Origin of the sequence: uncultured Veillonella sp., from assembly GCF_938010505.1 — a bacterium.
In the GTDB taxonomy this organism is placed as follows: domain Bacteria; phylum Bacillota; class Negativicutes; order Veillonellales; family Veillonellaceae; genus Veillonella.
This window is the reverse complement of the sequence record NZ_CALLVP010000065.1, coordinates 46,921-60,470: the sequence shown is the minus strand read 5'-3', so window position 1 is coordinate 60,470 and position 13,550 is coordinate 46,921. Positions and strand designations below refer to the sequence as shown.

The following is a 13,550-nucleotide window of genomic DNA, read 5'->3' as shown; positions in this document are numbered from 1 at the left end:
TTGCAGGTATCGAAGAGATAGTGGCACCTGGTGAAGTTGATCGTTTCTATATTAATTTCTGTGATCCCTGGCCTAAGGCGAAACATGCAAAACGCCGCCTTACATATCACACATTTCTTGACCGCTATGCTCGTCTTTTGAAAGATGGTGGCGAAGTTCACTTCAAGACAGACAATGAAGGTTTGTTTATGTTCTCGCTCGAAGAGTTCAAAGAATGCGGTTGGGAGCTTAAAAATGTAACTTATGATTTACATAGTACAGATCTTCCAAATGTAAAAACTGAATATGAAGAAAAATTTAGTAAAAAAGGTCAACCTATTTTCCGCTTAGAAGCAATTAAGCCAAAAGTACAAAAGGAGGCTTAACATGGAAACACCGAATAAGGGGGATAGTCGGTGGGGCTCACTCTTTAAAAATGACTTACAAGGTATGCTCTTATCTATTCTTCTCATTACAATTATAGGCAGTGTAAATATCTTTAGTGCTACTTATATCAGTTCTATCTATGAAAATACGGGATTATTAGGCTACTTTTTAAAGCACATGACGTTTTTGCTTTTGTCTATGGCGGTAGGCGTTATTTTGTATCGATATGATTATCGTCAGTTACAGAAACCTCACATGTTGCAAAGAATTATGATTGCTACACTAATTGGTATGATCTTGGTTCTCGCGGTTGGTGCTGTTATTAATGGTGCACGTCGTTGGATTGTTATTGGCCCCGTATCGATACAGCCTTCAGAATTTGCGAAATTAGCAGCCTTAATATGGACGTCGGCTAAATTGAGTACTATGCGAAAATGGGGAAAACCAAGGCATACTAATCCACTCATTAATTTACAAGGATATTTTAGTGAGCGTGTAGGCTATATGCTACCAATGCTAATCTGGCCAATTATATTCGCAATTTTAACGATCTTGCAACCAGATATGGGTACTACTGTACTAATCTTTGGCTTTTCCTTTGTGCTGATTTATTTAGCAGGCTTTGATGGAAAATTTTTTGGCGGAGCTTTTGCAGTAGCTGGTTTTCTAGGTTTTATTGCGGCCCGTATGTCGCCGTATCGTTGGGAACGTATTCAGTCTTGGTTTGATCCTTGGCCTCATGCGCAAGATATGGGCTACCAAACAGTTCAAGGTTTATTAGCGGTAGGCTCTGGTGGTATTCTTGGCGAGGGCTTCATGCAAGGTACGTCTAAGTATTTTTACTTGCCAGAAGCACATACGGACTTTGCCTTTGCTGTATGGGCTCAAGAAATGGGCTTCCTTGGCGCAGTGTTTGTTGTCGTTTTGGTTGCTGCTTTTACCTATTTTGGATTCCGCATTTCTAATAAGGCTCGTGATGAATTTGGAAAATGGTTAGCGATGGGTATAACATTGCTCATCAGTGGACAGGCCTTGTTTAATATTGCCATGGTTTGCGGTATTATGCCTGTAACGGGTGTGCCATTGCCATTTGTTAGCTATGGTGGCTCTTCATTGTTGATGAATTTCATGGCTATCGGTTTATTAGCGAGCATAGGTCGTCGCAATGTAGAGGGTGTAAAGCAAGTTGGTACAGTTGAGGATTTGCCGTCTTTACGTGAAGAAACACAAAGTCGTTTTAAGCCTGCTGCTCCAAAGCGTACTAATAAGCCAAATATGCCTGGCCCGTTCAAACCACGAGCGAATAAAAGACCGGCTCGTAGAACAACTAGAACTGAACGTTGAGGTTTAACGTATATATCTTAAGCTAATTCTAATTGTGTGAATTTATATGGTATACCTAAGGGGTGTACCATATGAGCTCAGTATCGTTATATTGTGTGAGGAAAAAAGATGAAAGATTATATTGATATTCAAGAACGCCCGTCATGGGGCCAAATGTTGCCACTTAGCTTTCAACATTTATTTGCTATGTTTGGTTCTACTGTATTGGTGCCATATTTATTGAAAGTAGATCCTGCAACGGCATTGTTTATGAATGGTATCGGTACATTACTATATTTGTTCGTGTGTAAAGGTAAGATTCCTGCATATCTTGGTTCCAGCTTCGCCTTTATCGCGCCTGTAGCAGGTGTATTATCTGCAGGCCTTGGTTATGAAGCAGCAAAGGGCGCCTTCGTTATATTTGGTCTATCTTTTGTAATTTTATCAGTTCTCGTCCGTTATATTGGTACGCGTTGGATTGATAAGCTATTCCCACCCGCAGCTATGGGGGCTATCGTAGCTATTATCGGCTTGGAATTAGCACCAGTAGCGATGAGTATGTCTGGCCTTATCGGCAATCAAGACTTAGGCATGAGCCATAGCCAAGCTATTATTATCTCTATGTTTTCCTTAGTTGTTACCTTGCTTGGCACAGTTGTGTTCCGTGGCTTCTTAGCGGTTATTCCTGTGCTTATCGGTGTTGTTTCCGGTTATGTATTGTCCGCTGTGATGGGGGTTGTTGACTTCTCTAGTGTAGAAGCTGCTCCTTGGTTCTCCTTGCCACAGTTCTACGGTATGCCTGTATTTGATATCAATGCAATCATCATGATTATGCCGGCACTCTTTGTAGTATTTGCTGAGCACGTTGGTCACTTGGTTGTAACTAGTAACATCGTTGCCAGAGATTTGATGAAAGAACCTGGTCTACAAAGATCATTGCTTGGTGATGGCCTTGCAAATATTCTTTCTGGTTTCTTCGGTGCTACACCAAATACGACATATGGTGAAAACATCGGCGTACTTGCTATCACTCGTTGCTTCAGTGTATGGGTAATCGGTGGTGCTGCAGTTTTAGCGATGATTGTGTCCTTTGTAGGTAAAGTAGCAGCTCTTATTCATGCTATTCCGGTACCTGTTATGGGTGGTGTATCTATTTTATTGTTCGGTATCATCGCAGCATCTGGCTTGCGTATGCTTGTAGAACGTAAAGTAGACTACACAAATCCTGTTAATATGATTCTTACATCCGTCATCCTTGTGGTAGGTCTTAGCGGTGCAGAACTCGCGGTTGGTCCTGTTGTATTAAAAGGGATGGGCCTTGCCACCGTAGTAGGCATGGCTATGAGCATTAGCTTGTTAATCCTTCAAAAAACAGGTGTTGGCAACGATCAATTGAAAAAAACAGAAGTATAATATCATAGGTCTTTAAAATCTTGGAGTAGAATCTTGAGATTATAAAGTAAGTTGATTTGTACACAAAATAAACGACTACTGAATTAGGTTGTACCTAAGTAAGTAGTCGTTTTTATTTAGTGTCTTTATAATTTATCCTCAATATTGTATAATGAACATATAAGTTGTATAAAATTAATTCAAGAGAGGAGGGCCTATGGAGTTTTTGATATGGATGGCTATCGGCGTTGCCTTGATGGCGGTAGAACTCGTAGTACCAGGCGGTATTTTAGGTCTTATCGGTTATTGCGCATTCCTGTGGGGCGTTTATGTAGCTCTTGGGGAAGGCACAGTAGCATTGTATGCCGTGCTAGGATTAACAGCCTTGTTAATTGTCATTATCATCGTGTTCTTTAATCACTTTGAAAAGACTTGGATAGGTAAGTTGTTTACCTTAGGGCAACGATCTACGACAAAAGCTGGTTATGTATCTAATGATGTATTAGAAGATTTGGCTGGCAAGGAAGGCGTAGCTCATACAACACTGCGCCCTGCAGGTATTGCTAAAATTAATGGTAATTTGGTAGATGTTGTAACCGAAGGTGACTTCATCGATGCCGGTTCACCTATTGTGGTACTTCGCGTTGTAGGTGGCCGCAATATTGTTAGAAAGCGTGATTAAGTTTTCACAACATCGTTGTAAATAATGGAGGTTATTATGGATGTAGGTATTTTAATTTTGATTCCCATTTTGCTGATTGGTATTATGGTATTCTTATATGTTGTGCCATTAGGACTTTGGGTATCTGCTCTAGCAGCAGGCGTTAACGTTGGTATTTTTACACTTGTAGGTATGCGCTTACGTCGTGTAAATCCGTCTCAAATCGTAATGCCTTTGATTAAAGCTAATAAAGCGGGTCTTGATGTGAATGTAAATCAGTTGGAAGCGCATTACCTTGCCGGTGGTGACGTTGACCGCGTTGTAGACGCTTTGATTGCCGCTGAACGCGCATCTATTCCTTTGACCTTTGAACGTTCCGCAGCCATCGATCTCGCAGGTCGTGATGTATTGGAAGCGGTTCAAATGTCCGTTAATCCTAAAGTTATTGAAACTCCAATTATCTCTGCGGTAGCAAAAAATGGTATCGAGTTGAAAGTTCGTGCTCGTGTAACTGTACGTGCTAATATCGATCGCCTCGTTGGTGGTGCAGGTGAGGCTACAATTATCGCCCGCGTAGGTGAAGGTATCGTTACGACCGTAGGTTCCTCTGAAGAGCATACAGATGTATTGGAAAATCCAGATCATATCTCTCGTACTGTATTGGGTAAGGGTCTTGATGCAGGTACTGCTTTTGAAATCTTATCCATTGATATCGCTGACGTAGACGTAGGACGTAATATCGGTGCTCAATTGCAAACTGACCAAGCCGAAGCCGATAAGAAAATCGCTCAAGCTCGTGCCGAAGAACGCCGTGCAATGGCTGTTGCTACAGAACAAGAAATGCGTGCTAAAACACAAGACATGCAAGCTAAGGTTGTGGAAGCACAAGCTGAAGTTCCAAAAGCGTTGGCAGAGGCTTTTAGAAATGGTAATCTTGGCGTTATGGATTACTACAATATGAACAATATTATTGCAGACACTAAAATGCGTGAAAACTTAGCAGATAGTGAATAGGAGTAGCTATGGACTCTATTTTGTCTTCAGTGCTATCCATCTTTGAGCATAATCCTATATTTGTGTTAGGTATCATCGCGTATATTGCTTTTTCTGTTTTGAAAGGCAAGAAAACAGAAGAGTCAGATGAGCAGGTCAGCTCAGGAACAGTGGGAACTTGGGAAGACATGGAACGCGAATATGGCATATCTATAGAGCGCAAGGTAGATGAACCTTCTGTGGATGATTTGTCTAAGGCTGATGACTTTTATCGGGACCTTTATGAAGATAAACCGATTCTAAATCATCAACCAGAAGCTCCATCACAAACTATGGAGGACATACATTTCAATGAAGAGGCTGCAGCAGCTCAACGAGATATTGAAGCCTTATCAACGAAAAGTTCCAGTAGCACTCCAAGTTATACTACAAATAAGACTCGCTTAGATAGAGAAGCTGTTACGGGTCCGACCTTAAGTGAAAGACTAGCTGAGTTTAAACGAGATAAGGCCTCTAAAGAGGGCCATGTTCTTCTCGATAATGTAAGTGTTACAACTGCTTCGGCTGTAACTCCGACTCGTGTTAGAAAAACCAATCATGCTCTAAAAGAGGGTATGAAATGGTCTATTATTTTAAGTAAACCTAAGGCTCTTGAACGTAGATACCGCTAATGAAGTAATCTATTTATAAACATATAAATTGATTATGGTTTTATTGGAAAATAAATAATAATAGCGGATTGTACATTGATGTGGTATAGCAACCATACTGACACACATCCTAATGTGGTGCATATAATTACATATTGAAAGAGGTTCCTATTGGTCACCTATGTGACTATTAGGAACCTCTTTTCTGTTGTTTTTTCTTGATGAAACTTTCACAATAATAGAGAAAGGAGTTCGTTCATAAGGAAAGGTAAAATTATGTATCGTAATGTGCGTGTTATACCAAAAGATTTATTGAAACAATTATATATAGAGAAGCAGTGGAGCGTTCGGGATGTGGCAGACTATTTTCAATGCAGTGTTGATACTATAATGCGCCGTATGAAAGCGTATGATATCAAGAGGAGGCCTCTGAAGAAAGAAATCAATATGGTCCACGTACAAGCTTTATATGAGACCGGTAAGTGGTCGCTCCATTCACTAGCAAAACGTTATGACGTGTCTATTACGACGATGGCAAACCGATTGAAAGAATATGGATTGGCCTGTCAGCGGTCTAATAAGAATGTCTCCATAGATGTGGTGCGTATATGTAGGGCCTATAAAAGTGGAAATAGTACAGATACCATTGCACACATGTATGGTATATCGCGATGGAAAGTTCACCATGTATTGCGGCATATGGGGATTTGTTTGACACCTAAAGCTCGAAAGCCTTTACGAGTAGAGGAAATGGCATATTTATATACTCATCATCGCATGAGTACAGATGACATTGGTCTAGCTTATGGGATTCGTGGTTCTACAGTGGCAATGTATTTGCGAGAACAAGGTGTAGAAATCAGAGCGAATTCTCTTGATCTAGACGAAAATAAGATAAAAAAGCTCCGTGCTCAAGGGTGTGGAGTTGCAAAGATTGCACAGGTGATGGGCTGCTCTACCTCTGCCGTGCGAAAGCGGTTAGCTATGAAAAAATATATCTCTCCTTGATGTAGTGTAGTAGATACTATATACTTAAATTTATACAATGATGGGAGGAATATTATGCTCGAAATTATATCTGCTTTAACACCATTTTTATTACTGGGCTTAGTGGCTGCTGGCTTATCTCGCCTTTCTGGGGTAGCCTTGTCTATGGTTGTAGTGCCAACCTTATTGATTTGGGGGGCTACTGCCATTGATGCAATCGCCTTCATGCTGCTCTTTGTGGTGTACAACAACTTCACTATGGAGACACAAGATGTTCGTTTAGATTATAAAGATCTTGTATTATTCCCTAAATGGCGTTTGTGCATTCCCTTCATTTTGAGTTTGGTGAGTGCCTTCTTTGTTCCTGCTGCAGGCATTGCTATCTTTATGGCTTGCTTCGTTTTAGAATTATTGGCTACTGTGTATAAGCGCATTCCTGAAAATAAACGTCCTCGTTTACAACGCGTAATAGTAACATCTATTTTGAGTGCTGTTGTAACAGCTGTAGGTGCTTATGCAGGTCCTAAAATTCCTAGTGAATACTACTTTATCTGTGCAGGCTTAGCTATTTTAATCATTACAGGTTTTACATGGTATGCCGGTAATCATAGAGATGCTTTTAGAAGTGCATGGGACATCATTTGGGCTGATTTTAATATATTTTTAGGCATGTTTGGTGTAGAAGCTTCGTATTATCCAGCTGCACTTACGCGATCTATTCCAAATCCAATGGATCGCATGTTGCCTATGGTTACTGTAGTAGGTGGCTACGCAGGGCTTATGGTAGTGTTCGGCTTTTATAACATTTTCTCTATACCGTCTTTGATTACGGCCATTGGTGCAGCTATCGGTATTCGTATGTTTGGCTTGTATGAATTCCCTCGTAATGGTAGCTTCTCATACTTGGCCATTGGCTTTGCCGTGGCGGCTGTAGTATGTTTGTACCTCGTATCCCCAACACCAGTTGGTTTTGACCATATCAATACATTGGTATCTCGACCAATTGGTCAATAATAGGTTATAGTTACATTGCTTTGGCCTTTAGAATGCCTTTGTAATTAGCGTAAACTAGTCATTAATATGGTTTGGTTATGGTATTTGCTATATGTGACATAGCTCATTTGTTATATTGAACGTTCAGTTCATAATAGATTGTGAAAGGAGTTGATGATCAGTGGCAGACATAATTGAAACACGGCCATTTCCGCCATTCTTACCGAAGAATGCGACGGTAATGACGATGGGAACATTCCCGCCAGCTTCTGAAAAACGATCTATGGAATTTCACTATCCTAACTTTCTAAATGATATGTGGCGTGTGTATGGTATCGTATTCTTTGACGATAAGGATTACTTTAGAAAAGGAGAGGAAAAGGCTTTTGATGCGGACAAGATAAAATCTTTTTTATCTGAAATTGGCATCGCCTCATGTCCTACGGTTTTAAAAGCAATCCGAGAAAAGGGGAATGCATCCGATGCCTTTTTGAAAGTAGTTGAGCCTGTACCTCTCGCTGAGGTATTAAAACAAGTTCCAGAATGTAAACATATCGGCACTACTGGTGGTAAGGCTACAGAAGTATTGCTAAGCCTTTTACAGGAGAAGGTAAAGTTACCTAAAACTGGTGAAACTATACCCTATGTGTTTAACGGTCGTGAGTTAACGTTAACACGATTGCCATCTACATCGCGGGCTTATCCATTGAGCCTAGCGAAAAAGGCTGAAGCGTATAAGAACTTTTTTAAAGCTTGTGGATTAATAACAAAATAATTGTAATAATAACACCTTTGATAGTTAGTTTTGGGTCTTCTGGACTCATCTTAATTATTAGAGGTGTTTTATTATCGTAAAATTATATAAGTTTTTAAAATGGCATATAACTTGTTCTATATAATTGCATAGCGATTATTATTAATAAAATTTATAAGATATATAACAATTTAATTCTTGTTTTTTGAAATGAGAGGTCTATAATTAACCATTGTCATAAAGTGGTTGACAATTATTTCAGAAACTGGAGTTGATATTATGGATAAGGCTAACGATGCCTTATGGACAAAATCTTTTGTTCTCGATACTTTGATTAATTTCTTAGTATTTTTGATTTACTATTTACTGATCGTTATTATTGCTGTTGTAGCAAAAGATAATCTGCATGCTACGGCGAGCCAAGCTGGTTTAGCGGTTGGTATTTATATTATCGGTACCGTTGTAGCTCGCTTATTGGCGGGACGGTTTATAAGTGTTTTAGGCTGTCGTAAGATGTTGTATTTAGGGCTGTTGATTTACTTAATTTCGACGGCGATGTATTTTTACACACCAAGTTTGTTGATTCTTGATAGTGTTCGTTTCCTAAATGGCTTTGCTTATGGTATTACATCTACAGCTACAAGTACTATCGTAGCAGCTATTATTCCGATATCGCGCCGTGGGGAAGGTATTAACTATTATGGCTTATCTACATCTCTTGCTGCTGCTGTAGGTCCATTCTTAGGTATTTTAATGCTTCATAACTTTGGTTATGATTTTATTATTGCGTTCTGTGTAGGCCTCATTGTTCTTTGTGGTATCGGCTCTGTTATTATGAAGTTTAACGAACCTAAGCTTAATATTGATTCCGAAGTACATAAGGGAATTAAAATTTCCGATTATATTGAACCGCGTATGAACTCGATTAGTCTTGTTTCTGCACTTGTAGGCTTTGCGTACTCAGGTGTTATTGGATTTATGGCGGCCTACACAAAAGATTTAGATCTTATTATGGCGGGAACCTTCTTCTTCGTTGTATATGCGGTGGTTATTACTATAACAAGACCTTTATTAGGCATTCTCTTTGATATGAAAGGGGAAAACTTTGTTCTTTATCCTTGTTTTGTATCTTTGGCGCTTGGTATTTTCTTATTATCAATTGCTCATTCTACATGGTTAGTCCTTTTGTCTGCTGTATTTGTTGGACTTGGTTATGGTACATTCATGTCTAACGGTCAAGCGGTAACCGTAAAAATTGTGCCTGTTCACCGAATTGGGGTCGCTACATCTACATATTTCATTGCATTGGATATGGGGCTTGGCTTTGGGCCATATATTTTAGGTGCTATAAAAGAGGTTGTAGGTTATACTAGCATGTTCCATGTAACTGTTGTAGTAGCACTCCTTGCGCTTGTAGCTTACTATTTATTTTACGGTCGTTATGTAGGGACTGAAAAAGATCTTTCTCTAAAAGCTCGTGCTGAAGAGGAAGAAATTAGAAATCTTAAACGCAATAGTAAGCTTGCGTAAAATGTAACTTAAAAGGACTATACGAAATGATATTCGTATAGTCCTTTTTGAGTATTAACTTTTTCTAACGTCTGAACATCTGAAGTTATTCTTATGTTAGCGCTCATTTTAGGATTTAAGCTTGTTAAAGCATTTGGGTTTAATATAATATTCGACAAATGTATTTTAGTACTGCTTTACTAATGTTATTATTTTTCAATATTTACGATATTGACGATAACTTCAACGGCTTTCTTCATATCATCGATACATGCAAATTCATGACGACCATGTAGATTTTCTACACCTGTAAAAATATTTGGCGTAGGAATACCCATGAAGGAGATTTTGGAACCATCTGTGCCGCCGCGGATAGGATCGCAAAGAGGTGTAATGCCAGCCTTTTCCATAGCTGCTTTGGCTACGTTTACGCATTCCATATTGTCTTTGATGACATCGTACATGTTGTAGTATTGGTCTTTTACAGTCACTTCACATACTTCGCGACCATAAATTTCGTTTAATGTTTGGCCAGCTTGTAGGAAAAAGGCTTTTTTCGCTTCGAACAATTCCTTGTCGTGGTCGCGGATAATGTAATTCATTTTACCAGTATCTACTTGTGTTTCCATGCTCATGAGCATAAAGAAACCTTGGCGACCACAGGTGTGCTCAGGAACGGCTGCTCCTGGTAATAAAGTATCGAATTGCATAGCTAATTTAGCACAGTTGATCATAATGCCTTTAGCTGTGCCTGTGTGAACCGAAACGCCTTTAAGGGTAACGGTACCGCCTGCAGCATTAAAGGTTTCGTATTCAAGTTGGCCCAAGCTTTCACCATCGATAGTGTAAGCATAGTCCACAGGGAATTGTTTAACATCAAAGTGGTCTGCACCAGTACCGATTTCTTCGTCTGGACCGAAAGCACACATAATCTTACCGTGTTTAATTTCTGGGTGAGCCACGAGGTAGGCGAGAGCTTCCATGATTTCGCAGATACCTGCCTTGTCATCACCGCCAAGAAGTGTTAGACCATCGGTTACAACTAAGGATTTGCCAATATAATTTTTTAGATTTGGAAAATCTGCACGACGGGTGAAGATTTGATGTTCTTCGTTAAGGCAAATATCACCGCCATCATAGTTTTCTACGATGCGAGGCTTAATATTTTCAGCGTTGTAATCGGCTGTATCCATATGCGCAATAAAGCCGATAGCAGGAGCTTTTTCATCTGTATTAGCATTGAGCGTACCGATGACAAAACCATTTTCACGATTGTAAATAACCTCATCTAAACCGATTGCTTTTAAATCAGGAACGAGCACATTCATAGCAAAGTCTACTTGAGTTTGAGTACTAGGAATGGTTGTACTTTCCTCATTAGACCGTGTATTTATGCTTGTATAGCGTACAAAACGTTCGACCATTGATTCCATAATGAGCCTCCTCGTAAGTAAACATACGTATTATACAGTGCAGTATTCAATGCTGTTACATAATAGAGATTCTTAATATACTTTCATTGTAGAACAGGGGCGCTAAAAATGCAAAATAATTATTTATAGGGCGTGAGATATTATATTCGCATAGTGCATAGAAAACCATTGAACCATGTATAGTACCGTGTTAGTATAAAGGTGAATAGTTATACGTTTGTACTTTTTTGTTAGGAGGTTTTACTATGTCGGACGAAGTTCATACCATTCCGCCCGTAGAACCGGTGTTAGATCCTAAGAAGGATTACGTAGAGATCAACTCATATGTAGTCTTCTGGGGCTTGTTCTATGCGGCAGTTTTCACACTGGCTGTTGGCTATTTATGTTTGAAAATCGGTCAAACAGTAGATGCCTTTGCACCAGTATCTGTACTTGCTATGGGTACAGCAGTTATTTTAAAGCGACAAAATGCTTTTGCTGAAACCGTACACATTCAAGCTATCGCTAGTTCTAGTACGAACACATTAGCAGGGGCTATGTTCTTTTTGCCAGCCCTTTACATCTGGAATGTAACAGATGTATCCTTTGTACAAATGGCGATCCCTATCATTCTTGGCGGCGTTTTAGGTGTTTTATTATGCGTTATGTTTCGCCGCTATTTCGTTGAAGAAATGCACTATGTGTATCCGTTCCCCAGTGGTCGTGCTGCAGCGGAAGTATTGATGAGTAATGAAGGTAGCAAAGCAAAACTTATGCTTGGCTCTGGTTTAATTGCTCTCGTGTATGACTTTATTCTTAATAGTTTAGGGTGGTGGCAAGAGGTTATTCGCACTGCTACCTTTAAGTGGGGGGCAGCTCTTGCAGATCAAACTAAGCTAACTGCAGCGGTAGATACTGATGCAGCATTGCTTGGCCTTGGTTATTTCACGGGCCTTCGCTATGCGGCTATCATTGCAGCCGGTTCTTTCTTCTCTTGGTTTGTATGTATTCCGATTGTGTACTATTTAGCACCTGAACATATTATGCAAATTGGCGGTCATGCAGTTCCATTGGGCGAGGCCCCAATTCGCAAGGTATTCCTCGATTATGTTCGCCATATTGGTATCGGCATGCTCGCTATGGCAGGTATCATCGGTCTAATTACGATGTCCAAAGTAGTAGCTAGCGTTGTTAAAAATGCAGTGCTTGATATCTTTAGTTCTAAAACTGTAGATGTTAATTTGCTTCGTACACAACGTGATGTACCTACATCTTGGATTGGTGCTGGCATCTTGTTATGTACAGTTTTATTTGCAGCATATTTCCATTTTATGTATGCTGAAAGCTTCGGACAAACAATTGTAGCGTTCTTAATTGTTCTTATTATGTCCTTCCTATTATCTGTAGTGGGGATTAGCTCTATCGCTTATACAGGTACAGAACCAGTTTCAGGTATGACAATCTTTATGATTATCATCTCCGCTGTATGCTTAACCGCAGCAGGTATGACTGGTAAGATCGGTATGATTGCAGTCCTCATGATGGCATCCTTTATCGGTACTACTATTGGGATGGCTGGTAACTTCATGTCTGAGCTTAAGGTGGCACATATGACAGGTGCTACCCCTAAGAAAATGGAACAATGGCAAATCGTTGGTACTATTCTTTGTGCCGTACTTTCTGTAGGTGTTATGATTCTTTTGAACGATGCTTATGGATTTGTAGGAGATCACGCATTAAATGCACCTCAAGCGAACGCTATGGCCGCCATCATTGAGCCAATGATGACTGGTGGTAGTGCTCAATGGCCTCTTTACATGGCTGGTGCATTATTTGCAATTATCTTGTGGATGGTAAGAGTTCCGCCGTTGGCATTTGCCTTGGGCACATACTTGCCAATGGAAATTAATACACCATTACTTATCGGAGGTTTGATTGCGTACTTTGTACAAAATAGTACAAAAGATAAAGAATTGACAGATCTTCGCTTCTCCAAAGGTAGTACAATTGCCTCTGGCCTAGTAGCCGGTGGTGCTATTGGCTCCTTGTTCAGTGCGGTACTTCGCATTGCAGGTGTTGATGTATTTGCAGAGGCTTGGGTAGAAACACCTGAAGCGACATACCTTAGTATCGTAATGTACTTGTTACTCTGTACGTTCTTGTACAAGGTAGCTATGTATATAAAAACTAAACATGCTAAATAAATTAAATATAGTAAATCCTCAATAAAGTGAATTCCTTATTTATTTTAAATAGCTTGGAATTCTCCATCTTGGGGATAACCGCCTTTATCAAGTTTCATCTGTGCTTGGTAAAGGCGGTCTTTTTATATACATAGAAATATTCTTTTTGATATAGTTAAAAGCTATACTTATATAATACCTATTGGTATAGTCGGATTTATTGACCATAACTATATCGAATGTTATCATAAAACTATAATACCTCTAGAGGTATTATTTTTATTATGCTCATAAGTGTAAGTATAAATATATTAGTTGATTAAGAAG

The 13,550-nt window shown here is 39.6% G+C and carries 12 protein-coding genes; 11 read left to right on the top strand and 1 reads right to left on the bottom strand.

The genetic code is table 11. The features are described 5' to 3' along the window. The 10 genes from Q0507_RS03780 to Q0507_RS03735 form a co-directional block, all read left to right on the top strand. A partial coding sequence (locus tag Q0507_RS03780; RefSeq protein WP_367268445.1) for a tRNA (guanosine(46)-N(7))-methyltransferase TrmB occupies window positions 1-365 on the top strand: 365 nt, incomplete at its 5' end. A gap of 1 nt (window position 366) precedes the next feature. Next, window positions 367-1,710: an FtsW/RodA/SpoVE family cell cycle protein gene (locus tag Q0507_RS03775; protein ID WP_298712635.1), complete on the top strand. Its 1,344-nt coding sequence runs from the start codon at window positions 367-369 to the stop codon at window positions 1,708-1,710. Between the two features lie 108 nt (window positions 1,711-1,818). Beyond that, complete coding sequence (gene uraA, locus Q0507_RS03770) at window positions 1,819-3,102, top strand: uracil permease (protein WP_298712632.1); 1,284 nt, start codon at window positions 1,819-1,821, stop codon at window positions 3,100-3,102. A gap of 196 nt (window positions 3,103-3,298) precedes the next feature. Further along, entirely contained in the window at window positions 3,299-3,763 is a 465-nt protein-coding gene (locus Q0507_RS03765; protein ID WP_012863916.1) for an NfeD family protein, read from the top strand. Window positions 3,764-3,799: 36 nt separating this feature from the next. Then, window positions 3,800-4,756, top strand: coding sequence for a flotillin-like protein FloA (gene floA, locus Q0507_RS03760; RefSeq protein ID WP_059361546.1), 957 nt, complete (start codon window positions 3,800-3,802; stop codon window positions 4,754-4,756). An 8-nt stretch (window positions 4,757-4,764) separates the two neighbouring features. Beyond that, window positions 4,765-5,406, top strand: a complete 642-nt coding sequence (locus Q0507_RS03755; protein ID WP_298712626.1) for a hypothetical protein — start codon at window positions 4,765-4,767, stop codon at window positions 5,404-5,406. Between the two features lie 255 nt (window positions 5,407-5,661). Beyond that, window positions 5,662-6,393, top strand: coding sequence for a sortase (locus tag Q0507_RS03750; RefSeq protein WP_298712623.1), 732 nt, complete (start codon window positions 5,662-5,664; stop codon window positions 6,391-6,393). Window positions 6,394-6,447: 54 nt separating this feature from the next. Then, on the top strand, window positions 6,448-7,386 hold the full coding sequence (locus tag Q0507_RS03745; RefSeq protein ID WP_298712620.1) for a hypothetical protein: 939 nt from the start codon (window positions 6,448-6,450) through the stop codon (window positions 7,384-7,386). A gap of 160 nt (window positions 7,387-7,546) precedes the next feature. Next, window positions 7,547-8,140: a DNA glycosylase gene (locus tag Q0507_RS03740; protein WP_298712617.1), complete on the top strand. Its 594-nt coding sequence runs from the start codon at window positions 7,547-7,549 to the stop codon at window positions 8,138-8,140. Between the two features lie 258 nt (window positions 8,141-8,398). Beyond that, complete coding sequence (locus Q0507_RS03735) at window positions 8,399-9,649, top strand: MFS transporter (protein ID WP_298712612.1); 1,251 nt, start codon at window positions 8,399-8,401, stop codon at window positions 9,647-9,649. A 188-nt stretch (window positions 9,650-9,837) separates the two neighbouring features. On the opposite strand, the gene pepT is transcribed toward Q0507_RS03735, so the two are convergent. After that, window positions 9,838-11,061, bottom strand: coding sequence for a peptidase T (gene pepT / locus Q0507_RS03730; RefSeq protein ID WP_298712609.1), 1,224 nt, complete (start codon window positions 11,059-11,061; stop codon window positions 9,838-9,840). A 245-nt stretch (window positions 11,062-11,306) separates the two neighbouring features. Here pepT and Q0507_RS03725 point away from each other — a divergent pair, with 245 nt between their 5' ends. Beyond that, window positions 11,307-13,244, top strand: coding sequence for an OPT family oligopeptide transporter (locus tag Q0507_RS03725; RefSeq protein ID WP_298712607.1), 1,938 nt, complete (start codon window positions 11,307-11,309; stop codon window positions 13,242-13,244). Window positions 13,245-13,550 lie beyond the last annotated feature (306 nt).

What these genes read in the sequence shown, in the direction of transcription:
- Q0507_RS03775 (WP_298712635.1), top strand. Translation starts at nt 367, where the DNA reads ATGGAAACACCGAATAAGGGGGATAGTCGGTGGGGCTCACTCTTTAAA.
- uraA (WP_298712632.1), top strand. Translation starts at nt 1,819, where the DNA reads ATGAAAGATTATATTGATATTCAAGAACGCCCGTCATGGGGCCAAATG.
- Q0507_RS03765 (WP_012863916.1), top strand. Translation starts at nt 3,299, where the DNA reads ATGGAGTTTTTGATATGGATGGCTATCGGCGTTGCCTTGATGGCGGTA.
- floA (WP_059361546.1), top strand. Translation starts at nt 3,800, where the DNA reads ATGGATGTAGGTATTTTAATTTTGATTCCCATTTTGCTGATTGGTATT.
- Q0507_RS03755 (WP_298712626.1), top strand. Translation starts at nt 4,765, where the DNA reads ATGGACTCTATTTTGTCTTCAGTGCTATCCATCTTTGAGCATAATCCT.
- Q0507_RS03750 (WP_298712623.1), top strand. Translation starts at nt 5,662, where the DNA reads ATGTATCGTAATGTGCGTGTTATACCAAAAGATTTATTGAAACAATTA.
- Q0507_RS03745 (WP_298712620.1), top strand. Translation starts at nt 6,448, where the DNA reads ATGCTCGAAATTATATCTGCTTTAACACCATTTTTATTACTGGGCTTA.
- Q0507_RS03735 (WP_298712612.1), top strand. Translation starts at nt 8,399, where the DNA reads ATGGATAAGGCTAACGATGCCTTATGGACAAAATCTTTTGTTCTCGAT.
- pepT (WP_298712609.1), bottom strand. Translation starts at nt 11,061, where the DNA reads ATGGAATCAATGGTCGAACGTTTTGTACGCTATACAAGCATAAATACA.
- Q0507_RS03725 (WP_298712607.1), top strand. Translation starts at nt 11,307, where the DNA reads ATGTCGGACGAAGTTCATACCATTCCGCCCGTAGAACCGGTGTTAGAT.